The sequence below is a fragment of the Streptomyces sp. NPDC057743 genome, from assembly GCF_042798755.1.
In the GTDB taxonomy this organism is placed as follows: Bacteria; Actinomycetota; Actinomycetes; order Streptomycetales; family Streptomycetaceae; genus Streptomyces.
The window spans coordinates 155373-176185 of record NZ_JBHVJX010000007.1; the positions used below are offsets into that span (position 1 = coordinate 155373).

Here is a 20813-nt window from a genome sequence, read left to right on the forward strand (position 1 = left end):
CCCAGTCGTCGGCCGTGGCCGGGCGCCGCGTCGGCGCGTGCGCCCGGCGGGCGGACGGGAGTTCAGGCGGTGGCGCGGGCGGCCGGGGCCATCCGGGCGAGGGCGGTGCGCAGCGCGGCGTTGAAGGCTTCGGGGCGCTCCTGGTGCGGCATGTGCCCGGAGCCGGCGATGACGTCGACCTCGGCGCCGGGGGTGCGGGCGGCGCAGGTACGGGGCACCTCCAGCGGGATCTCGGTGTCCAACTCGCCGTGGATGTAGTGGATCGGCACCCGGAGCCCGGGCAGGACCGGCCGCGGGTCGTAGCTGAGGGCCTCGGCGAAGTGCTGGTCGATGTGGACGCCGGAGTCCAGAATCTGCCGGGCCGTCCAGTCGACGAGGGCGGGGGAGGTGCCCGGTGCGTACCACCCCGGCACCCAGCTGGCGACCGTGCCGGCCCGGTCGCGGCGCAGATCGTCCATCAGCTCGGCTATCGGCATCCCCGTGGACGGCCAGTACGCCGGCCCGTCCACCGAGACCACCCCGCCGATCAACTCCGGCCGCCGCACCCCCAGTTCGGTGGCGAAGGACGCGCCGATCGACGAGCCGACCACCACCGGCCGGTCCAGCCGCAGCGCGCCGATCAGTGCCACCAGGTCGCTGGCCACGCCGGCGGTGGTGTTGCCGCGGACGGGCCGGGCGGACCGACCGCAGCCCCGCCAGTCGACGGTGACCACCCGGTGGTCCCGGGTGAACTCGGCCTGCTGCGCGCCCCAGGTGCGGCCGCTGGTGCCCCAGCCGTGCAGGAACAGCAGCGCCGGGCCGGTCCCCTCGTCCTCGTAGTAGTAGGTGGTGTCGTTGACGTCCAGGTTGGGCATGGCGGATTCCTCTGCCTCGTGGGCCCGTTGGGGCCGCGCGGTTCGTGATGCCCTCAGCCAACCGCGATCCCGCCCGCCGACCAACGAGCGATCCCCGCCTACACTGATCGCGATCGGTGATCAATACCGATCACGGTGAACGGGGGGAACCATGGAGATCCGACAGCTTCGCTACTTCCTGACGGTGGCCGAGGAGCTGCACTTCGGCCGCGCCGCCGAGCGGCTGCACATCGTGCAGTCCGCGGTCAGCCAGCAGCTCCGTCGGCTCGAACGCGAGCTGGGCACCGAGCTGTTCACCCGCTCCACCCGCGTCGTCCGGCTCACCGTGGCCGGCGAGCGGCTGCTGCCCTACGCCAGGGAGATGCTCGCCCTCCAGGCCCGGGCCCGGGAGGCGCTCGACGAACTGCGCGCCGAACAGGCCGCGACGGTGCGGCTCGGCACCAGCTCCGGGCTGGGCGGCTGGCTCGATGCGGTGCTCGCCGCGTTCACCCGGACCGCCGGCCACGCCCAGCTCGAACTCGTCACCGGCAGCACCGAGGAGCGCCTGGCGTGGGTGCGCACCGGCGAGCTGGACGCCACCCTGCTGCGCGGTGAACGCACCGATCCCGGGCTGGAGTTCCTGCCGCTGTGGCAGGACGGGCTGATGGCGGCGCTGCCGGCCCGCCACGCGCTCGCCGCGCGGGACACCGTCGAGCTGGCCGACCTCGCCGACCTCCCGCTGCGACTCTCCCCGCGCCACCGCAACCCCGCCCTGCACGACCTGATCCTGCGCTCCTGCCGGGCGGCCGGCTACGAGCCCGTCCGGGGGCCGGAGTTCACCAACGCCCAGGACACCCTGGCCGCCGTCGGCTACGGAAAACCGTCCTGGACGGTCTTCTACGCCCCGCACGCCGCACAACTCCCGGTGCCCGGCGTGGTGTTCCGCCCACTGACCGGGCCCGCGCCGGTCATGCGGACCTATCTCGCGGTGCGCGGCGGCCCGCCCCGCGCCGGACTCCGCGCCCTGATCGAGGCGTGCTACGCGGCCGTCGAGGGCGCCAGCGACACGGTCACCGGCGCCGGCACCGGCGCGGTCACCGGCGCCGCCCCTGCCCCATCGGACAGGCCCTAGCTGGCCCTGGCCCAGGCGTAGCGGTGTTCCGGGCGACCGGTGTCGCCGTACTTCAGGGTGAGGCTGATGTGGCCGGTGCGTTCGAGGTGTTTGAGGTAGCGCTGGGCGGTGGAGCGGCTGACGCCGGCGCGCTCGGCGACCTCGTGGGCGGAGAGCGGCAGCCCCGCCTCGTCCAGGGTGCGGCGGATCAGGTCGACGGTCGCGGCCGAGTGCCCCTTGGGGAGTTCGGCGTGCGGGGAGTCCGGGGTGCGCAGCGCGGCGAAGATCCGGTCCACCTGTTCCTGGCCGGCCTCGCCCCGGCCGCCGACGCCCGCCACGGTGCGGCGCAGCGCCGCATAGGCGTCCAACTTGGCCCGCAGCCCGGCGAATCCGAACGGTTTGACCAGGTACTGGAGGGCGCCATACCGCATCGCCGCCTGCACCGTGGCCACGTCCCGGGCCGCGGTCACCATGATCACGTCGGTGTGGTGGCCGAGTTGGTGCAGCCGTCGCACCAGCGTCAGGCCGGTCTCGTCCGGCAGGTAGTGGTCGAGCAACACCAGGTCGACGTGGCGGCGCTCCACCGTGGCCAGGGCCTGGGCGGCGGTGTGCGCGCGGCCGACGACCCGGAAGCCCGGCACCTGGCACACATAGGCGGCGTTGATCTCCGCGACGCGGAAGTCGTCGTCCACGACAAGGACATCGATCACGGTGACTCTCCTGTGGCCGTGAGCTGACGAGCGGCGGCGGCGCGTAGCGCCGTCTTCTGGGGGTGGAGGTCGGGCGACGGGCGGGCAGGGAGCGCGAGCTCCGTGCGGGCGGGCGCCAGCGCCTCGGGCAGGACGACGGTGAAGACCGCGCCGCCGCCGGCCCGGGCGGTGACCCGGGCCATCCCGCCGTAGCGCTCGGAGAGCCGGCGCACCAGCGCGAGTCCGATGCCCCGGCCCCGGGAGGCGACGGTGGCGCTCTTGGTGGACCAGCCCTCGGCGAAGACCTGTTCGCGCCGCTCCGGGGGCACGCCGGGCCCGGTGTCGCTGACCCGGACGACCGCGGTGGTGCCCTCGGCGCGCAGCTCCACCTCGACGAACGGTTCGGCCCGGCGGCGCTCGGCGGTGGCGTCCAGCGCGTTGTCGATGAGGTTGCCCAGGACGGTGACCAGGTCGCGCGGGTCGACCACGGTGTCCGGCAGCAGCGTGGCCGGCGACACCCGCAGGGCCACCCCGCGCTCGGCGGCGATCGCCGCCTTGCCGACCAACAGGGCGGACAGCAGCGGGTCGTGCACCCGCTCGGCGATCTGCTCCGCGGACGCCCGGTGGGCGCTGGCCACCTCGGCGACGAACTCCACCGCCATGTCGTACCGGCCCAGTTCGAGCAGCCCGCGCACCGTGTGCAGCTGGTTGGCGTGCTCGTGGTCCTGCGCGCGCAGCGCGTCCAACAGGCCCTGGGTGCTGTCCAACTCCCGTCCCAGCAGCTCCAGTTCGGTGCGGTCCCGCAGGGTCACCACGGCGCCGCCGTCCCGGGTCGGGACGCGGTTGGCCACCAGCACCCGGCCGCCGCTGATCGCCAACAGGTCGCCGCCGGCCACCCGGCCGGCCAGCACGTCGGTGGTCCGGCCCGGCGGCAGCACCTCGTCCAGGGCGCGCCCCGCGGCGCTCGCGTCCAGCCCGAGCAGCCGCCCCGCCTCGTCGTTGACCAGCCGGATGCGTCCCCGCCGGTCGAAGGCCACCACCCCCTCCCGGATGCCGTGCAGCATCGCCTCCCGCTCGTCCAGCAGCGCCGAGATGTCGGCGGTGGCGACCCCATGCGTACGGCGGCGCAGGCTCCGGGCGACCACCACCGCGGCCAGCACGCCGGCCGCCAGCGCCGCGCCCGCGTACCGCAACAGCCCCGGGATGGTGCGCAACAGCAGGTCGTGCACGCTGTCGTAGGCGATACCGACCGAGACCGCGCCGACGATCTGCCCGGTGTCGTCGCGCAGCGGCACCTTCGCCCGGGCCGAGCGGCCCAGCGTGCCGGTGTCGATCTGGCGCACCGCGTGGCCGGCCAGGGTCCGGCTGGGGTCGGTGGAGACGTGCTGGCCGATCTCCGCGGTGTTGGTGTGCGACCAGCGGACGCCGCGGGTGTCCATGACGACGATGTAGAGCGCCCCGGTCGCCCGCCGGATCCGCTCCGCGGTGGACTGCACCGGACCGCCCGGCGCCGGCGCGGTGGCCGCCACGTCGCGGGCCAGCTCCGGGTCGGCGGCGGTGGTCTCGGCGATCGCCAGCGCCCGGCGCATCGCCTGGTCGTCCAGGGCGTGCCCGAGCGGCGCCAGGAACAGCCCGGTGGCCAGCACCATCACGCCGGTGGTGATGGCCAGTTGTGCGGTCAGGACCTGCGCGAAGACGCGACGGGGCCAGTGGATCCGCATGCGGTCCCCCTTGTCTCGGCCGTCCTCCGCAGCGGAGCGGAACGGACACTTCCTCTTGACGACGCCGGCTGTTGATCTGGTGTCAACGCAACGTAAGCCGCCGGGGCCCGGCTGCCCAGCCCTCGTTGAACTTTTGTTGTTCTAGCGTGAGCAAAATGGGCACAACAGGGTTTGCGCACAGAAAGACGGCTTGCGCCCACAAGGCTGCCGCGGTCCCCCGGCCCGCTCCTAGCCGCCCGGTCCATGAACAGCCACACGAGCCCCGCCATCGAGCTGCGGGGAGCGAGCAAAACCTTCCGCACTCCCTCCGGCGGTCTGCACACCGCCGTCCGCGACCTGGATCTGACCGTCGGACGCGGCGAGTTCGTCGCCGTGGTGGGGCCCACCGGCTGCGGCAAGTCGACCACCTTGACGCTGGTCAGCGGCCTGACGGAGCCCACCGAGGGCGAGGTGCTGGTCGCCGGTGAGCCGGTCCGCGGCATCGGCGACAAGGTCGGCTTCGTCTTCCAGCAGGACGCCGTCTTCCCCTGGCGGACCGTGCTCTCCAACGTCATGGCCGGCCCCCGCTTCCGCGGCGTCCCCAAGCCCGAGGCCAAGGAACGCGCCCGCGAATGGCTCGCCCGGGTCGGCCTCGCCGGCTTTGCCGACCGCTATCCGCACCAGCTCTCCGGCGGCCAGCGCAAGCGCGTCGCGCTCGCCGCGACCTTCGTCAACGACCCCGAAATCCTGCTGATGGACGAGCCGTTCTCCGCGCTCGACGTGCAGACCCGGGCGCTGATGTCGGACGAACTGCTGGACCTGTGGTCCGGCACCGGCTCCTCCGTCGTCTTCGTCACCCACGACCTGGAGGAGTCCATCGCGCTGGCCGACAAGGTCGTGGTGATGACGGCCGGCCCGGCCACCGTCAAGGAGGTCTTCGCCATCGACCTGCCGCGGCCCCGCCGGGTCGAATCGGTGCGGCTGGAGCCGCGGTTCATCGAGATCTACCGGGAGATCTGGTCCTCGCTCGGCGAAGAGGTCCGCATCACCCGCGAAAGGGGTGCCGCCCGTGTCGCCTGAGACCGTCACCGCACCGGCCACCGCCGAGCCCGCCCCCGTGGGGGAGCGCGGCCAGGCCCGCGCCCGGGCCGCCCGCAACCGCAAGCTGGTCGTCTACGGCGCCCGCGCCGTCCTCCTGGTCGGGCTGCTCGCCCTGTGGGAGTGGCTGGCCCGGGCCGCCGTCATCGACCCGTTCAACTTCTCCATGCCGTCGAAGATCTGGAACCAGATCACCCAGTGGGCGCTCAACGGCACCCCGCAGGGCACCCTGTGGGAACAGATCTGGTACACGCTCTACGAGGCGCTGCTCGGCTGGATCATCGGCGTCCTCGGCGGCGTGGTGCTGGGCATCGCGCTCGGCCGGATCCGCTTCCTGGCCGACGTGCTCGGCCCCTACATCAAGGTCCTCAACGCGCTGCCGCGGATCGTGCTGGCCCCCATCTTCCTGATCTGGTTCGGCCTCGGACCGGCCTCCAAGATCGCCTCCGCCGTCGTCCTGGTCTTCTTCCCGGTGTTCTTCAACGCCTTCCAGGGCGCCCGCGAGGTGGACCGCAACCTGGTGGCCAACTCCCGCATCCTGGGCGCCAGCAACCGCCAGGTCACCCTCCAGGTCGTGATCCCCTCCGCCACCTCCTGGATCTTCACCAGCCTGCACGTCAGCTTCGGCTTCGCCCTGATCGGCGCCATCGTCGGCGAGTACATCGGCGCGACCAAGGGCCTGGGCCTGCTGGTCTCGGCCTCCCAGGGCACCTTCAACGCCGCCGGCGTCTACGCCGCCATGGTGATCCTCGCCGTCGTCGCCCTGCTCGCCGAGGGCCTGTTGGCCTTCCTGGAGAAGCGGCTCTTCCGCTGGAAGCCGGCCGACGCCGGCGACGGCCGCTGATCCGAGCCCACACCGCCCCACCTCACAAGGACGTGACCATGCGCACCCGACTCAAGCTCCCGGCCGCGCTCGCCGCCGCCGCGCTCGCCCTCACCGGCCTGACCGCCTGCGGCAGTTCGTCCGCCGGCACCTCCGCGGACGCCAAGGACGGCAAGCTCAAGATCATGGTGGGCGGCCTGGACAAGGTCATCTACCTCCCGGCCAGACTCACCCAACAGCTCGGCTACTTCAAGGCCGAGGGCCTGGACGTCACCCTGCTCACCGAGCCGGCCGGCGTCCAGGCCACCACCTCCCTGCTCTCCGGCGACGTCCAGGGCGTGGTCGGTTTCTACGACCACACCCTCGACCTCCAGGCCAAGGGCAAGCAGGTCGAATCGGTGGTGCAGCTCGCGCAGACGCCCGGCGAGGTCGAGGTGGTCTCCAACAAGGCCGCCGGCGAGCTGACTTCGCCCAAGGACTTCAAGGGCAAGAAGCTGGGCGTCACCGGCCTGGGCTCGTCCACCGACTTCCTCACCAAGTACCTCGCGGTCAAGAACGGCGTGCAGACCCAGGAGTTCACCCCGGTCGCGGTCGGCGCCGGCCAGACCTTCCTCTCCGCCCTCCAACAGGGCTCGATCCAGGGCGGCATGACCACCGACCCGACCGTCGCCCAGGTCGTCAACAAGAAGATCGGCAAGGTGCTGGTCGACATGCGCACCCCCGAGGGCTCCAAGCAGGCGCTCGGCGGCCTCTACCCGTCCTCCAGCCTTTACATGAACACCGACTGGGTGAACAGTCACAAGGACACCGTCCAGAAGCTGTCCAACGCCTTCGTCAAGACCCTCAAGTGGATGTCCACCCACACCCCCGAGCAGATCGCGGCCAAGATGCCGTCGGACTACGCGCAGGGTGGCAAGGAGCTCTACGCCCAGGCCATCAAGGACACCCTGCCGATGTTCACCAAGGACGGCGTGATGCCGGCCGACGGTCCCGACACCGTCCAACGCGTCCTGAAGGCGTTCAACCCCAACCTGAAGAACGCCTCCATCGACCTGAAGAAGACCTACACCACCGAATTCGTCAAGAAGTGACGAAGCGTCAACGGACCCTGTAAATAGGGCCCGTTGACATGAATCCACCCACCGGGATCAGGTGCGCAAGCCCAGATGCGCATGATCCCGGTGGGTGTCGTCCGTGAAGAACTGACCGGCGGCCCAGACCCGCTCCCAAGCACCCAACCGCACGCCCCTCATACGAAGTTGACCTCCGCCCGCACCAGCAGCGGATCCTCCGCCAACTGCCATAGCGGCACGGCACAGTTGCCCACCCCATAGCGGCTGCCGACCTGAAGGCCGAGGACGCGGTGGTCGGTGAGGTCGATGACCGGTGAGCCGCTGTTGCCGCCCAGGGTCGAGCAGTCGTGGCACATCACATTCCCTTCCGACGCCAACCCGGTGCTCGTGCCGGGCTGGAGGCGCTTGACGTTGTAGACGTCCATGAAGATCCGCCGGATGGACTCCGGTTCGCCGCGGCGGCCGTCCCAGGCCGGATAGCCGATGCAGTAGACGGGGTGCCCCGGCAGGTCCGGCGGCGCGTCCGCGGCGACCGCCAGGGGAGTGGGCAGCGCCGGGCCACCGAGATACGGGGCGATCCGCAACAGGGCCAGATCCACCTCCTCGTGGACCCCCAACACCTCGGTGACCTCGTACGACGGTTCGTCGTCGGCCGGTTCCGCGCCGGCGCCCCGCCCCTCGCCCAGCTCCAGGGCCGCACGCAGCCCTGGTTGGAACCCCCACCCGTCGCCGGCGCAACGGGCGAACTCCGCCGCCACATGACGGTTGGTCAGCACCGTCTCGGGCCCGACCAGGAACCCCGCCCCCAACCAGTCCAGGTCCACATGCCCGGAGACCGCCACCCGACCGACCCGGGCCAACGACTCCCGGATCGCGGCCCGTTGGGACTCCAGCACTGCCCAGTCACCCCGCTGCGGGGCGAAGTCCTGCCGCTGGACGAGGAGGGCCGGCCGCCCTTCCATCAGGACGATCGCCTCCAGCCCGAAGGACTCGTCGTCGCCGATCTCCTCGGCCCGTCCCGCGACCAGCTTCTCCAACCCGCTGGCTCCGGCCGCCAGCACCCGGGCGCGCTCCTGGCGCGCGTACTGCCCGATCCGGCCGGCTGGCAACTCGTCCGCGGGCAGGCCCCCGAGAGGGGCCGGCTCCTCCCAGGACAACTGCTCGCGCACCCGCGCGGCCACCGCCCGCAGATCGGCGAAGACCCGCTCGGGGCCCGTTCCCACCGGCGATCGGCTCCCGCTGCCCATGCCGCGCCTACCTGGTGCTCACTCCGAGGGGTAGATGTCCCCGCTGCGCATGGCGCTCTCCTGTTCGCTCCGGCTCCGCAACCGGCGGGACTTCTCCTTCAGCCGCTGCCGCTCCTTCGGATCGCTGGTGTGCTCCGCGGCGTCCGCCAGCTCCTTGGCCTTCTCGCGCATCTGCTGAAGGCGTGCGCGGGTCTCTTCCGAACTCATGACGGCTCCCTCTCCTACCGTGCCGATACCCGGCGTTCCCGAGGGGCGCGGCGCGCTGGGTCCGGCCGTCCCGGCCCGCGGGCACCCGCCCCGGAAAGCCGCTCCTACCAGCGAAACAGGGCCCGCCCCCGTCGGTACCTCGAAGCGTCACCGTGCGCGAGGACGCCGGCACCCGGAGCGCCCCGCGGACCCACCGGCGGCCGCCCACCACAAGCGCATAATGGTGGGGCCAGGTAGGGAACCTCCGGAGGTGGATCCCGTGGCCCCTCTCCTCCTCGTCCTGCTGCTCGTGCTGCTCTTCGTGGGCGCCGGTTTCGTCATGAAAATGATCTGGCTCATCGCCGTCGCCCTGCTCGCCGTCTTCTTCATCGGCTTCCTGTTCCGTTCGTCGCGCCCGCGGGGCACCCGGGGCCGCCACCACCGGTAGGCGAATGCCATGCCCGCCACCCAAGCCCGCACCACCGGCACCACCACCGCGACCCTCGGCGGCGCCCCCTGCTGGGTGAGCCTGATGACCAGCGACCGGCAGGCCGCCCAGGACTTCTACGCCAAGGTCCTCGGCTGGACCTTCCGCCCCGGCACCGAAGGGGACGAGTGCGCCATCGCCCTCGCCGAGGGCCGCCCGGTCGCCGGCATCGGCGCCCTCGGCATCCAGTGGCACGTCCCGGTCGCCTGGACCCCGTACTTCGCGGTGCCCAGCGCCAACGACACCGCTGCCCGGATCCGCGAGCGCGGCGCCACCCTCGCCGTCGGCCCCCTCGTCCTGGGCAAGGGCCGCGCCGCGCTCGCCGCCGACCGGGACGGCGCGGTGTTCGGCCTGTGGGAGGGCCAGACCCTCTCGTGGGCGGTCGGCCAGGGTGGCGCGCCGACCTGCCTGGAACTGCGCACCCGCGACGCCTTCGAAGCGGCCATCTTCTACGGCGAGGTCTTCGGCTGGTCCCCCGACCGCCCCGGCGGCTGCGACATCAGCTATGAGCACGACGAGGTGGTGGTGCGCGACGAGCGCGGTCACACGGTGGCCGCGCTCCGCGGCGGCGCCGTCGAATCCGCCCCGGACCCGCACGTCCGCCCCCGTTGGCACGTCTCCTTCCCGGTAGACGACATCGAGCGGGTCACCGCCGCCGCGGTCGCCGCCGGCGGCCTCGCGCTCCCGGTGACACCGCTGGTGGACGACTCCGGCTGCGAGGCCGTCATCCGCGACCCCCAGGGCGGCCTCTTCACCGTCACCACCACATCCGGCTGATCCCACCCGGCCGACACGCCCGGTCGTCGACCGGGCCCGCGGCGTGTCGCCACCGGATGGCCCGCCAACATTGGCGCCCGCGGCCAAGAGGGACGTTGGCTGAACCACAGCAGGCACAACGCCAGATGAGCGCCGGCGCCGCACGGTGCCAACGCTCTCACCTAGTTCAGTGGAGTCCCTACATGTCACCTGAACCAGCTCCTCGTGGGGGCCAAGCCGACCCGTCCCCGACCGAGCACGGCGAACACACCCCGCCCACCAGCCAAGAGAACGTCTCGTTCCGCACCCTCGTGTGGACGGCGGCCACCACGAGACCGGTGGAAGAGGTCGCCGCCCTCGTGGAACTGCTCAAGCGCAGCGGCGAAGACCCCAACCCGGGCGACGAGGCCCTCCGGGTCGCGGCCATGAGCCGCCCGGTGAGCGAGGTCGGGCCACTGCTCGCCCTGCTCGGCGAGGCCCCGCACACCGCTGAGGCGAGCTACGAGGCGCTGCGTGCGGCGGCGGTCGGCAGATCCGTCGACGAGGTCGCCCAGCTCATCAAGCTGTTCGACCGGGTCCAGGAAGGCAGCGTGCCCGTCGGCGGACCACCGCCCGGCGACGGCACCCCCGACGCCTTCGCCGACACCATGGGCATGGCCACGACGACCCTGCCCACCGTCACCCACGACCCATACGCCGATCCGTACGCGGAACCCTATGCGGACCCCTACGCCGACCCGTACGGCGACCCTTACGGGCACTCGGGGCACGAGTACGGCCGCCCCGGCCAGGGCCAGGCCGACGCCGCCGACCCGGCGATGCGGGACAACCCCCACCGGGACACCCCGCCGCGCCCCCAGCGCGCCCCCTGGCCGGCGGCCAACCCGCGGTACCCCGGCGCCGATTGGCCGGCGGCCGGGGCCCCCGCCCAGCCGGGGCAGGAGGTCGGCGGCGTGCTGCGGTCGGTGCTGCGCTGGCCCGCCGCCGCGGCCCTGGTCCTGTGCGGGCTGAGCCACCTGCCGCTGGGCGTCTCCGAGAGCCACGGCGGCCCCTCGGACGCCATCTCGATGACCATCGCCGCGGTGTACCTGCTGCTCGCCGGGTGCCTGGCGATGCGCGACACGGCCGTCGTCTGGACGGCGAGTGCGGTGGCCGCGGTCACCGTGATCGTCCTGCACGCGCTGTCCCGGGCCGGCGTCCTGGTCCCGCTGCGCAGCAGCCTGGGCGACGCCTCGATGTGGCCGGAGCTGCTGGCCGTCGGACTCGCCATCGTCAGCGCCGGCCTGGCCGGCGCCGCGCTGCTCCTGCGCCCCCGCCGGGTGACGCCCGCGACGGCCGGTGTGTGACCGGCGAGCGGATGCGGCGGCCGTCCCTCGGGGCGGCCGCCGCAGCACGTGAGGGGCCCAGCCCACGCGTCGCCGGGCCCGTGCCCCTAGGCGACGCTGTCGGCCAGCTCCATGACCCCCTGGGTCCGTGCGCAGTGCGCGCAGCAGAAGAAGCGGCCGCTCGCCTCCAGTCCGTGTCCGAGGATCCGGCACCGGCAGTTCGCGCACGTCGGCGCGAGCGACTGCGCGGCGCACTCCACGCAGTCGAAGACGTGCACCTCGTCGTCGATGCGCACCTCGAAACCCCGGGCGTAGTCGTTCCCGCAGACCTCGCAGACCGTCATGGTGATTCCTCCATCCCGCGGATCCGTCGAAGGCGCCGGCCCCGCTCAGCCACCCCCGCCGGCCCGCCGGCGCGCCCCGTTCTCATCGTCGCACCGCCCCCGCCGGCCCGCAGGGCGCTCAATCCCGCGTCGTATAGCGGCGCAGCACCCACGCCGGCAGCACGAACCAACACACCACGAACCACGCCACCAGGCCCGCCACCCACCACGGCGCGGCACCGGTGCCCAGCGCCAGCCGGAGGATGAGCAGCAGCGCCGACGCCACCGTGGCCAGCAGCAACACCACCCCGACCAGCGCCAGCCGAGAGGCCCACAGCACCGTCTGTGGCTTGAGCCGGTGTCCGGACACCAGCCGGTGGAAGGTCACCGTGCCCACCAGGGCCCCGGTGGTGGCCGCGCCCAGCAGCACGGTGATGACGTAGATGATCCGGTCCGTGGTGTCGAGCGTGCCGAACCGCGGGGTGAAGACCACGGTGAGCAGGAAGCCGAAGAGGATCTGCACGCCGGTCTGGATAACCCGGACCTCCTGGAGGAGCTCGGACCACCGGCGGTCGGCGCGCTGCTCCTGGGTCTCCCGGCGGCCGTGCGCCCAGGCCGGCTTCGACGTGCCGCCGTCGTCGCGCTGACCGTTCAGGGCAACTCCTCGCTACTGCGCCCGCTCCGGTGCGCTGGCCTGGAACGCGAGCGCGTCGTCCGTGACGTCCACCCGCACCCGGTCGCCCCTCGACAGCGCCCCGTCGAGCAGCATCCGGGACAGCGGGTTGTCGACCTCGCGCTGGATGGTCCGGCGCAGCGGCCGGGCGCCGTACTCCGGCTGGTGGCCGCGGCGGGTGAGCCAGTCCACGGCCGCGGGGGAGAACTCCACCGCGATGTCCTGGGCGCGCAGCCGGCGGCGGGTGCCCTCCAGCAGCAGCCCGGTGATCTGGTGGAGCTGTTCGTCGGTGAGTTGGCGGAAGATGATGATCTCGTCGAGCCGGTTGAGGAATTCGGGCCGGAAGTGTCCGCGCAGGGCACCGAGCGCCCGGTCCCGCGCGCCGTCGTCCGCTCCCGCCTCCGCAGATCCGAAGCCGAGCACCCCGCGCCCGCCGCTGAGCGCGTCCGATCCGAGGTTGCTGGTCATCACGATCACGGTGTTCTTGAAGTCCACCGTGCGGCCCTGAGAGTCCGTCAGATGTCCGTCGTCGAGGACCTGGAGCAGCATGTTGAAGACGTCCGGGTGCGCCTTCTCCACCTCGTCCAACAGCAGCAGGGAATACGGGTGGTGGCGGACCGCCTCGGTCAACTGGCCCGCGTCGTCATGGCCGATGTATCCGGGAGGGGCCCCGATCAGCCGGCTGACGGTGTGCCGCTCCTGATACTCGCTCATGTCCAGCCGCACCATCCGGTCCTCGCTGCCGAACAACGCCTCGGCCAGCGCCCGCGCCAGCTCCGTCTTGCCCACCCCCGTCGGGCCGAGGAAGAGGAAGCTGCCGATCGGCCGGTTCGGGTCGGCGAGCCCGGCCCGGGAGCGCAGCACCGCCTCCGCGACCGCGGCCACCGCGTCCTCCTGGCCGATCACCCGGTTCTTCAGCCGCCCCTCCAGCCCCAGCAGCCGGTCCTTCTCCTCCTCCGTCAGGCTGCTCACCGGCACCCCGGTCTGCCGCGACACGATCTCCGCGACGTCCTCGGCGGTGACCTCCACGATCCGCCCGTCGCCGCCCATCGGCCGCTCGCCCGGCGTCTCCTGGGCGGCCCGGATCTGCTCGGTGAGCGCGGCGATCCGGTCCCGCAGCTCGGTGGCCCGCTCGTACTGCTCCGCCGCGACCGCCTGGTCCTTGTCCCGCACCAGCTGCTCCGCCTCCCGCTCCAGGTCGCGCACGCTGGGCGTCTTGGTGGCCGACCGCAGCCGGACCCGGGCGCCCGCCTGGTCGATCAGGTCGATCGCCTTGTCCGGCAGGAACCGGTCGGTGATGTAGCGGTCCGACAGCTCGACCGCCGCCAGCACCGCCTCTTTGGTGTACCGAACCTGGTGGTGGGCCTCGTAACGGTCCTGGAGACCGCGCAGGATCTGCACCGTGTCGGGCACGCTCGGCTCCGGCACCAGGATCGGCTGGAAGCGCCGGGCCAGCGCCGCGTCCTTCTCGATGTACCGCCGGTACTCCTCCAGCGTGCTGGCCCCGATCACATGCAACTCGCCGCGCGCCAGCGCCGGTTTGAGCATGTTGCTGGCCTCCAGCGCACCGCCCTCACCGGTGCCGCCACCCGCCCCGACCACGGTGTGCAGCTCGTCGATGAAGACGATCAGTGACTCGGAGTGCGCCCGGACCTCCTCGATGATGTTGTTCATCCGCTCCTCGAAGTCGCCGCGGTAGCGGGTACCGGCCACCACCGCGGTCAGGTCCAGCGCCACGATCCGCCGGCCGGCCAGCGTGTCCGGCACCTCGCCGTCCGCCAGCCGCTGCGCCAGCCCCTCCACGATCGCGGTCTTCCCCACGCCCGCGTCGCCGACCAGCACCGGGTTGTTCTTCCCGCGCCGCGACAGCACCTCGATGGTCTGCTCGATCTGCTCCTCGCGCCCGATCACCGGGTCGATCCGGCCGGCCCGGGCCAGGTCCGTCAGGTCCCGGCTGTACTTGTCCAGCGTCGGCGTCTCGTGATGCGGCGCCGGGCCGTGCTCGGCGCTGGACCCCGACGGCGGGTGCGCCCCGACCCCGCCGTGCCCGCCCGAGCCCGCCTGCGGGTCGAAGTGCGCCAGGTGCAGGATGCGCCCCGCCGCCGAATCCGGGTTCGCGGCCAACGCCTCCAGCACATGCTCCGGACCGATGTACGACGCACCCGTGCCGCGCGCCAGCTCGTGCGCGCCCAGGAGTGCCCGCTTGACGGCCGGGGTCACCGCGACGCTCTTGCGCAGCGGCCCGGTGCCCGCGTTGCGGTCGATCTCGGCCGCCAGCGCGTCCGGATCGGCCCCGGACTGCCGCATCAGCGTCCGGGTCGGCTCCGAGCTGAGCGCCGCCCGCAGCAGGTGCTCGGTGCCCAGCTCGGGGCTGCCGTGCTCGGCGGCGTACGCGGCGGCGGAGGTCACCAGATCGCGGGCCGGCCCGCTCATCAGCCGGGCGATGTCCGCCTGCCGCGGCATCGCGGTGCCCCCCTCCTCACCGGCCGACTCCGCGGAACGCCCGAAGAACCGCGCGAGAAAGTCACCGAACGAGTCCGGGCCATAACCCTCCGGACCCATGAATCCGTTGCTCATGTGCGTCCGTTCCGCTGTCACGACGGTGCCGCGACACGCTGCCTAGTCAGGTACCTAGTGCTCATTCCCTGTGCAGTCGCCCGGTGCGTCGTCGCCGCGACGTGCGACTCCTCTGCTTCAGGATCGATGCCCGACGGACCGTTCGCACCCGGGGGCCGGGCGGCCACCGCGGCAACGCCCGCACGCCGGGGCCCACGGTCAGGGACCGCAGCCCGTCTTCGGGACTCCTCGGGACGCTGTTGCCCGCCCACGACGCTGCCCACCCACGCCCTTGCCCGGTCATGATGCTGCCGGGCTCTTCGGCCCCAGGACGGACGAGCCCGTACCGCGGTGGCGCCGGACACCCCCCGCCGCCTGGATGGCGGGATTGACTGGCGTTCTGCCTCCCGGCGCTTCCGTGCGGCGCTCAAGGCTTGGGCTGGGGTACCCACTCCACAACTCCACAACTCGCCTTGCTCCGCGCCGAGTTCATTCGTGCCGGAGCGCAGAACGGTTCGGCTCGGCAGTCGCCCGCGCCATGGGCGAAGTGGACAGAGCGCCCCCGGCATCCGATATGATCATGGCGCAGCTTCGGTCCGCGGCAGCGGGCGGGAGTCGTGCGTCTGTGGTCCAAGGAAAGACGTCCACCAACCGGTGGGAGATGCAGGTGCAAGGCCGGCCAGGCGCTCTGTAGAAGGGGCCGTTCTCCGTTACGGGGGACGGCCCCTTCGTTGTTCGGGTGCGCGTATGGAGGGACGGTCACGACGAGCGTCGCGACGTCGATCCGCTCGAAGCTGCCGCGTCCCAACGGGTTCCCGGACCTCCGCTGGGGATGGTCGATATCCGCGTGTGCACCACCCCGATGAGTGCTACGAGAAAAACGGCTTTCCGCGCGTGCGAAGAGTGGGCGACAAAAACAGCGCCGAGCGCCGGCTGAAGGTCTTGCGCACCCGGTGTTCCCCTCGGCGTACGCCGTCGCGAACTCCCGCCCCAACATTCGCCTCTTCGGGTTGTGGTGGGGGCAGCGCGCTTCAGGTGTCTGGCCCGGGCCGGTATCTTGGACAGCTTCACCGCGTCGGAACAGGGAGGACGGTATGAGCAGCGTGCCATGGACCATCGAGCGAATTCGTGAGGCACTAGCCAGCCCGTCCCTCGCCCGGCGCTTCGACGACGAGATCGACCGTGCGTCGGCGGACGAACTCCTCGACGTCTTCACGAAGTGGCAGCGGATCGCGGGCGGTTTGCGGACGACTGTCGACCGCTGACGCGTGCCGACCGCCGCCACGGGCGAGAGGTGTACCGTCACCTCACCCCGCGGGGCGGCCCGCCGCTCCCGTCACCACCCGGAGCACCGGAACCGCGGTCGCGAGCACGAACAGGCCGAAGAGCGTGAGGGGGAGCAGTCCGACAGGCCGCAGCAACCATGCTGGATCGGCGCGTAGTTGGGGCCAGTTGACGATCCAGTTCGCGACGACGTCCAGCGTCATGACCGCGGCGGCCAGTCGGACGCCCGCCGTGCGCAGGCCCGCGACCAGCGCGACGACCAGCGGATCGAGCACAGCCAGGCCGACGAAGAACACCTGCAACGGCGCGCTGGCGAACGGCGCGTAGACGTGGATGCCGCCGCGGGCGAGAGTTCGGCCCTGCCAGGCGCGGGGGCGAGCCCGTACGATCGGGCTGCGCGTGCGGGGGGGGCGGTGCGTTGGGCTGACTGTGAACTGGAGGGGCGGTCGTCATGAGGATCCCTGGTCCTGCGGCCCGGGCGGACGGCGGGGCGGGCGCCATCGCGGCCGCGGGCGGACTGCACACCTATCAACTCCGGCTGCACGCCGACTACGGCCCCGTCGTGCGGTTCCAACTCCCGGGCGCGGGAGAGGTGGTGTCGATCGCCGATCCGGTGCTGTTGGAGGCCACGGCGGACATCGACAGGCGGCCGGAGCGACTGTTCGCGTTCCTGGATCCGCTCTGCGAGGCGGGCAACCTCCAGGTGATGCCGGCCGAGGAGCACGCGCCGTGGCGCCAACTGCTGCTGTCCGTACTGGCCGGACGGCCGTCCCACGAGCGGCACTTCGCGCGGTTCACGGAGTTGGTGATGGAGCTCGCGGACCGTTGGGCGGAGCAGTCCGAGGAAGCGGAGCAGTCCGAGGAAGCGGAACAGGCTGGTGGGGCGGGGCAGACTGGGGCAGCTGCCCAACCTGGTCAGCCCGACGGCACACAGCAGGCGTCCGTCGCGTTGCAGAAGGACCTCACGGCACTGTCGCTGCGCATGATCGGTGGGTATGCGCTGGGTGGTGAAGTGGCCGATCCGGACGGTGTGGTCGCCGCGTTCGAGGACGTGCTCACCGCGCATCTGGGACGGCTCTACGACGCGCCGCCCGCGGACCTGCAAGCGGCGCGCGACGAGCGGGCCGAGGTCGCCCTGGCCCAACTGCGCGTCACCGTAGACGAGTTGGTCGGCAAGCACCGGTCCGGCGGCCGCACGGACCGGAGCGATCTGATCGGCGCGCTCGTGGCGGCCGGTGAGCGGCCCGCGCGCATCCGCGACACCGCCATGGTGACGATGCTGGCCGCCCATCACACGACCGGGGTGGCGGTGTCGTGGACCCTGCATCTGCTCGGGCGCCACCCCGACGTCGCCGAACGGGTCGCCGACGAGCTGGACCAGGTGCTCGGCACGCGCACCGCGCCCGAGTACGCCGATCTGCGCCGGCTCCGCTATCTGGACATGACGCTCAAGGAAGCGATGCGGCTCTACCCGCCCGGCCCGTACGGCGCGCGGGAGACGTCCGAAGCCCTGGTGGTGGGCGACTACGAGATCCCGGCCGGGATGACGGTCTTCTGTCCGTTCTGGGCCGTGCACATGAACCCCGAATACTGGCCCGAGCCGGAGCGGTTCCGGCCCGAGCGCTTCACGCCCGAAGAGTCGGCCGGGCGGCCGAAGTTGGCGTATGTCCCGTTCGGCTTCGGGCCGCGAAGCTGTGAGGGCGCCGCACTGGCCACGGTCGAGGCCCAGCTGATGCTGGCCGTCCTGCTCAAGCGCTTCCGCTTCCGGCCCGTACCGGGTCACGGGGTGACGCCGATCGAACGGTTCGTCCTGTGGGCGGCGGACGACATCCGCATGACGGTGAGCCTGCGGCGTTAGCTTCCGGCCGTCGGGGGAGGGGCGGAGCAACGCGTCCACACCTCCCTCCCCCTCAGCTCTCTCCACGTTCACGACTCTCCCAGTCCAACTCCCTTCTCAGTATGGAGATTTGATGCTCTTGCCTCGACTGCCTCGACTGCCTCGACGTCGCCTCAGACGGATATCCGCCGTCGCGGGGGTGTGTGCGCTGGCGCTCACGGGTCTCGCCGTGCCGGCCGCCGCCGATCCGGGCCCCCGGGTGCGCGTGGAAGTCCCCGGCCCGGCGGCCGATGACCCGGCCGCCGCCGATGGTCCGGCGGGATCCGGTTACCGCTACGTCCCCCGCAGCTTCCCGCGCGCCTCCGCCACAAGCCTGACTCCTGTCGGCCTGACCGCCGCCGCAGGGGGCGCCGACGGCCGCGTCACCAAGGTCATCGACAACGGTGACCCCAAGGACCGGCTCGACGTCGTGGTCATCGGCGACGGCTACACCGCGGACCAGCTCGACCAGTTCCACACCGACGCCAAGCAGAAGTGGCTCGACTTCCTCGGCGTGGAGCCGTACCGCACCTACCAGAAACTCTTCAACGTCTGGACCGTCGACGCCGTCTCCCACGACAGCGGGGTGAGCGGAGATCCCGGCAAGGACGTCGTCCGCAACACCGCACTCGGCGCCCATTTCTGGTGCGACGACACCGAGCGACTGCTCTGCATCGACCAACGGAAGGTCGACTCCTACGTCGCCAAGGCACCACAGGCCGACCTGGTGATCGTGCTCGCCAACAGCGCGAAGTACGGCGGCGCCGGCTACAACGAGGCCAGTCCGACGCTCGGTTACGAAGGCATCGCCACCGCCTCCGCGCATGACGCGGCATCCAGTCAGGTCGCCGTCCACGAGACCGGCCACTCCCTCGGCAAGCTGGCCGACGAGTACGCCTACCCAGGCATCCCCGAGTACCAGCAGTACACCGGGCCCGAGAAGCCGGAGGCCAACTCGTCCGTACTGAACGCGGACGCCATGGCCGCCGAGCGCACCAAGTGGTACCGCTGGCTGGGCGCGGCCTCGCCGGACGGCGGCACGGTCGGCGCGTTCGAGGGCGGCAACTACTACGTGAAGGGCCTGTACCGCCCCACGGCAGACTCCCTGATGCGCACCCTCGGCAGGCCCTTCAACCTGCCTGGCACGGAAGCCATGATCGCCGGCTTCTACCGGCACGCCTCGCCGGCCGCCCCGGTCAATCGAACCCAACGGGGGAGTGCCACGGCGAGCCTGGCCCTGCCGCGGCCAGGCGATGCCGCGCATGGCGAGGTGTTCGTCCGCTGGTATCTCGACGGCCGCGAACTGCGCGACCACCGCGACCGCGCTCGCGTGACGCTTCGTCAACTCCGGTTCGGCAGCGGCTCGCACCGCCTGACGGCGACCGTCACCGACGCCACCTCCGCGGTACGGGACCCGGCGGTGCGCGCCAACCTGACCGGCTCCACCGGCTGGACCGTGCAACACGGCGCGGGCGCTGGTGCAGGCTCCGGTACGGACCTCGCCGCCCGTGTTGTGGCGACGCCGGATGCCGCGGCGGTGCCTGGGCGGGCGGGGCGTTAGGGTCCGTCCGTGCCCGCCCTCAGGCACCGGCCCCGTTGCGCTCCGCGAACGGCCGGCCGTCGGCGAAGGCCAACTCGGCGAAGCGTTCGCCGATACGGCGGTGGGTGGCCGCGTCCGGGTGGAGGGCGTCGGGCAGCGGCAACTCGGCGAAGTCCGCCTCGCCGTAGAGCTCGCGACCGTCGAGGTAGAAGAGGTTCGGGTCCTCGGCGGCGCGCTGCGCCACGATCCGGGCCAGCTCGTCGCGGATGACGTTCAGGGTGAGCTTGCCCATCGCCCGGTCCGCCGGATCGCCCGTGGCCCGGAACCGCAGTTGCCCGGTGCTGAGGTCCGGGGCGCAGGGGCCGGGGGTGTCTTCGTGGACGGGGCACAGGATCGGCGAGACGACCAGCAGGGGGGTGGTGGGGTGGCCCCCGCGGACGGTGTCCAGGAAGCCGTGGACGGCGGGGGTGAAGGCGCGCAACCGCATCAGGTCGGCGTTGACCAGGTTGATCCCCATCTTGATGCTGAGCAGGTCGGCTGGGGTGTCACGCATCGCGCGGGCGGTGAACGGATCGAGCAGCGCCCCGCCGCCCAGGCCCAGGTTGATCAGCTCCACGCCGCCGAGGGAGGCGGCGAGCGCGGGCCAGGTGGTGGTGGGGCTGGCCGCGTTGGAGCCGTGGCTGATCGAACTGCCGTGGTGCAGCCACACCTTGCGGCCCCGGGTTGGCGCGGGTTCGACGGGGGCGTCGGTGCGCAGCGCGACGAGTTCGGTGGTCTCGGTGTGCGGCAGCCAGATCTCGACGTCCTTGACGCGGTCCGGCAGATCGGCGGCGAAGCGCAGGGTGCCGGTCGGGCCGGGCCGGTGCTCGAACGTTCCGGCGGCCATGTCGATGGTGAGCGTGGCACCGCCGAACACGCTTTGCTGACCGGCCAGTTGACCGTCGACGAGGAGGTCGTACACCCCGTCCGGGCGGGCCGGCACGCCCACGTACTCCCGCTTGGTGGGCAGGGTCTCCAACTCGATGATGGTGGCCCGCGTGCGGAACGCCAGCCGCACGCCTGAGGGTTGGGACTCGGCCATGGCGAGTTGGTCGTCCGTGCACTGGGCGCGGGCCCGGGCGGGCAGCCGGTGCGGCAGCAGGCCGTGTGCGGTGCGCTCCAGGTCGAGCGCGCCGCGCACGAGGTCCGGGGTGAGGGGGGTGGTGATCCAGGTGTGCTGCTCGGTGCTCATCG

General features: G+C 72.2%; 20 protein-coding genes. 10 read left to right on the plus strand and 10 right to left on the minus strand.

What is annotated here, in order from left to right; genetic code table 11:
• Positions 1-62: 62 nt before the first annotated feature.
• Positions 63-854, minus strand: coding sequence for an alpha/beta fold hydrolase (locus ACFVFQ_RS10420; protein ID WP_383411973.1), 792 nt, complete (start codon positions 852-854; stop codon positions 63-65).
• 151 nt (positions 855-1005) lie between these two features.
• Here ACFVFQ_RS10420 and ACFVFQ_RS10425 point away from each other — a divergent pair, with 151 nt between their 5' ends.
• Positions 1006-1965 carry a LysR substrate-binding domain-containing protein gene (locus ACFVFQ_RS10425; RefSeq protein ID WP_383411976.1) on the plus strand — a complete coding sequence of 320 codons (960 nt, stop codon included), beginning with the start codon at positions 1006-1008 and terminating at the stop codon, positions 1963-1965.
• On the opposite strand, the gene ACFVFQ_RS10430 is transcribed toward ACFVFQ_RS10425, so the two are convergent.
• On the minus strand, positions 1962-2654 hold the full coding sequence (locus tag ACFVFQ_RS10430; protein WP_383411978.1) for a response regulator: 693 nt from the start codon (positions 2652-2654) through the stop codon (positions 1962-1964). The genes ACFVFQ_RS10425 and ACFVFQ_RS10430 overlap by 4 nt on opposite strands.
• On the minus strand, positions 2651-4354 hold the full coding sequence (locus tag ACFVFQ_RS10435) for an ATP-binding protein (protein ID WP_383411981.1): 1704 nt from the start codon (positions 4352-4354) through the stop codon (positions 2651-2653). Before ACFVFQ_RS10435 ends, ACFVFQ_RS10430 begins: the two co-directional genes overlap by 4 nt.
• Positions 4355-4597: 243 nt before the next feature.
• Here ACFVFQ_RS10435 and ACFVFQ_RS10440 point away from each other — a divergent pair, with 243 nt between their 5' ends.
• From ACFVFQ_RS10440 to ACFVFQ_RS10450, 3 genes are read left to right on the plus strand one after another with little or no spacing between them, the layout of a single operon-like run.
• Complete coding sequence (locus ACFVFQ_RS10440; protein ID WP_383411984.1) at positions 4598-5413, plus strand: ABC transporter ATP-binding protein; 816 nt, start codon at positions 4598-4600, stop codon at positions 5411-5413.
• On the plus strand, positions 5403-6275 hold the full coding sequence (locus ACFVFQ_RS10445) for an ABC transporter permease (protein ID WP_383411987.1): 873 nt from the start codon (positions 5403-5405) through the stop codon (positions 6273-6275). Before ACFVFQ_RS10440 ends, ACFVFQ_RS10445 begins: the two co-directional genes overlap by 11 nt.
• A gap of 38 nt (positions 6276-6313) precedes the next feature.
• A complete protein-coding gene (locus tag ACFVFQ_RS10450; RefSeq protein ID WP_383411990.1) occupies positions 6314-7345 on the plus strand; it encodes an ABC transporter substrate-binding protein in 1032 nt (343 codons plus the stop codon).
• 158 nt (positions 7346-7503) lie between these two features.
• On the opposite strand, the gene ACFVFQ_RS10455 is transcribed toward ACFVFQ_RS10450, so the two are convergent.
• Together ACFVFQ_RS10455 and ACFVFQ_RS10460 are read right to left on the minus strand one after the other, a co-directional pair.
• Positions 7504-8574 carry a trypsin-like serine peptidase gene (locus tag ACFVFQ_RS10455; protein ID WP_383411993.1) on the minus strand — a complete coding sequence of 357 codons (1071 nt, stop codon included), beginning with the start codon at positions 8572-8574 and terminating at the stop codon, positions 7504-7506.
• Between the two features lie 18 nt (positions 8575-8592).
• The gene (locus ACFVFQ_RS10460) at positions 8593-8781 is read right to left on the minus strand and encodes a DUF6381 family protein (RefSeq protein ID WP_383411997.1); all 189 of its coding nucleotides are present in this window, start codon (positions 8779-8781) and stop codon (positions 8593-8595) included.
• 259 nt (positions 8782-9040) lie between these two features.
• Here ACFVFQ_RS10460 and ACFVFQ_RS10465 point away from each other — a divergent pair, with 259 nt between their 5' ends.
• The 3 genes from ACFVFQ_RS10465 (at position 9041) to ACFVFQ_RS10475 (ending at position 11349) form a co-directional block, all read left to right on the plus strand.
• Positions 9041-9208 carry a hydrophobic protein gene (locus ACFVFQ_RS10465; protein ID WP_383412000.1) on the plus strand — a complete coding sequence of 56 codons (168 nt, stop codon included), beginning with the start codon at positions 9041-9043 and terminating at the stop codon, positions 9206-9208.
• A 9-nt stretch (positions 9209-9217) separates the two neighbouring features.
• Positions 9218-10024 (plus strand): VOC family protein, encoded by an 807-nt coding sequence (locus ACFVFQ_RS10470; protein WP_383412003.1) that lies wholly within the window; start codon positions 9218-9220, stop codon positions 10022-10024.
• A gap of 182 nt (positions 10025-10206) precedes the next feature.
• Positions 10207-11349 (plus strand): hypothetical protein, encoded by a 1143-nt coding sequence (locus ACFVFQ_RS10475; protein ID WP_383412006.1) that lies wholly within the window; start codon positions 10207-10209, stop codon positions 11347-11349.
• Between the two features lie 86 nt (positions 11350-11435).
• Here the strand turns inward: ACFVFQ_RS10475 and ACFVFQ_RS10480 are convergent, their stop codons facing one another.
• The 3 genes from ACFVFQ_RS10480 to ACFVFQ_RS10490 form a co-directional block, all read right to left on the minus strand.
• Positions 11436-11672: a hypothetical protein gene (locus tag ACFVFQ_RS10480; RefSeq protein ID WP_274917636.1), complete on the minus strand. Its 237-nt coding sequence runs from the start codon at positions 11670-11672 to the stop codon at positions 11436-11438.
• Between the two features lie 118 nt (positions 11673-11790).
• Positions 11791-12306, minus strand: coding sequence for a DUF6328 family protein (locus tag ACFVFQ_RS10485; RefSeq protein WP_383412359.1), 516 nt, complete (start codon positions 12304-12306; stop codon positions 11791-11793).
• A gap of 12 nt (positions 12307-12318) precedes the next feature.
• A complete protein-coding gene (locus tag ACFVFQ_RS10490; RefSeq protein WP_383412010.1) occupies positions 12319-14901 on the minus strand; it encodes an ATP-dependent Clp protease ATP-binding subunit in 2583 nt (860 codons plus the stop codon).
• A 1073-nt stretch (positions 14902-15974) separates the two neighbouring features.
• On the opposite strand from ACFVFQ_RS10490, the gene ACFVFQ_RS10495 reads away from it, so the two are divergent.
• Positions 15975-16145, plus strand: coding sequence for a hypothetical protein (locus ACFVFQ_RS10495; RefSeq protein ID WP_383412013.1), 171 nt, complete (start codon positions 15975-15977; stop codon positions 16143-16145).
• A gap of 42 nt (positions 16146-16187) precedes the next feature.
• On the opposite strand, the gene ACFVFQ_RS10500 is transcribed toward ACFVFQ_RS10495, so the two are convergent.
• The gene (locus ACFVFQ_RS10500) at positions 16188-16460 is read right to left on the minus strand and encodes a hypothetical protein (protein WP_383412015.1); all 273 of its coding nucleotides are present in this window, start codon (positions 16458-16460) and stop codon (positions 16188-16190) included.
• A gap of 155 nt (positions 16461-16615) precedes the next feature.
• On the opposite strand from ACFVFQ_RS10500, the gene ACFVFQ_RS10505 reads away from it, so the two are divergent.
• Both ACFVFQ_RS10505 and ACFVFQ_RS10510 read left to right on the plus strand, forming a co-directional pair.
• Positions 16616-18022, plus strand: a complete 1407-nt coding sequence (locus ACFVFQ_RS10505; RefSeq protein ID WP_383412020.1) for a cytochrome P450 — start codon at positions 16616-16618, stop codon at positions 18020-18022.
• A gap of 112 nt (positions 18023-18134) precedes the next feature.
• The gene (locus tag ACFVFQ_RS10510; RefSeq protein WP_383412022.1) at positions 18135-19601 is read left to right on the plus strand and encodes a M64 family metallopeptidase; all 1467 of its coding nucleotides are present in this window, start codon (positions 18135-18137) and stop codon (positions 19599-19601) included.
• Positions 19602-19620: 19 nt separating this feature from the next.
• On the opposite strand, the gene ACFVFQ_RS10515 is transcribed toward ACFVFQ_RS10510, so the two are convergent.
• Complete coding sequence (locus tag ACFVFQ_RS10515) at positions 19621-20811, minus strand: GDSL-type esterase/lipase family protein (RefSeq protein ID WP_383412025.1); 1191 nt, start codon at positions 20809-20811, stop codon at positions 19621-19623.
• Between the last annotated feature and the right edge of the window lie 2 nt (positions 20812-20813).

What these genes read in the sequence shown, in the direction of transcription:
- ACFVFQ_RS10425 (WP_383411976.1), top strand. Translation starts at nt 1,006, where the DNA reads ATGGAGATCCGACAGCTTCGCTACTTCCTGACGGTGGCCGAGGAGCTG.
- ACFVFQ_RS10480 (WP_274917636.1), bottom strand. Translation starts at nt 11,672, where the DNA reads ATGACGGTCTGCGAGGTCTGCGGGAACGACTACGCCCGGGGTTTCGAG.
- ACFVFQ_RS10455 (WP_383411993.1), bottom strand. Translation starts at nt 8,574, where the DNA reads ATGGGCAGCGGGAGCCGATCGCCGGTGGGAACGGGCCCCGAGCGGGTC.
- ACFVFQ_RS10515 (WP_383412025.1), bottom strand. Translation starts at nt 20,811, where the DNA reads ATGAGCACCGAGCAGCACACCTGGATCACCACCCCCCTCACCCCGGAC.
- ACFVFQ_RS10420 (WP_383411973.1), bottom strand. Translation starts at nt 854, where the DNA reads ATGCCCAACCTGGACGTCAACGACACCACCTACTACTACGAGGACGAG.
- ACFVFQ_RS10435 (WP_383411981.1), bottom strand. Translation starts at nt 4,354, where the DNA reads ATGCGGATCCACTGGCCCCGTCGCGTCTTCGCGCAGGTCCTGACCGCA.
- ACFVFQ_RS10460 (WP_383411997.1), bottom strand. Translation starts at nt 8,781, where the DNA reads ATGAGTTCGGAAGAGACCCGCGCACGCCTTCAGCAGATGCGCGAGAAG.
- ACFVFQ_RS10495 (WP_383412013.1), top strand. Translation starts at nt 15,975, where the DNA reads ATGAGCAGCGTGCCATGGACCATCGAGCGAATTCGTGAGGCACTAGCC.
- ACFVFQ_RS10510 (WP_383412022.1), top strand. Translation starts at nt 18,135, where the DNA reads ATGCTCTTGCCTCGACTGCCTCGACTGCCTCGACGTCGCCTCAGACGG.
- ACFVFQ_RS10475 (WP_383412006.1), top strand. Translation starts at nt 10,207, where the DNA reads ATGTCACCTGAACCAGCTCCTCGTGGGGGCCAAGCCGACCCGTCCCCG.
- ACFVFQ_RS10440 (WP_383411984.1), top strand. Translation starts at nt 4,598, where the DNA reads ATGAACAGCCACACGAGCCCCGCCATCGAGCTGCGGGGAGCGAGCAAA.
- ACFVFQ_RS10470 (WP_383412003.1), top strand. Translation starts at nt 9,218, where the DNA reads ATGCCCGCCACCCAAGCCCGCACCACCGGCACCACCACCGCGACCCTC.
- ACFVFQ_RS10490 (WP_383412010.1), bottom strand. Translation starts at nt 14,901, where the DNA reads ATGAGCAACGGATTCATGGGTCCGGAGGGTTATGGCCCGGACTCGTTC.
- ACFVFQ_RS10505 (WP_383412020.1), top strand. Translation starts at nt 16,616, where the DNA reads ATGAGGATCCCTGGTCCTGCGGCCCGGGCGGACGGCGGGGCGGGCGCC.
- ACFVFQ_RS10450 (WP_383411990.1), top strand. Translation starts at nt 6,314, where the DNA reads ATGCGCACCCGACTCAAGCTCCCGGCCGCGCTCGCCGCCGCCGCGCTC.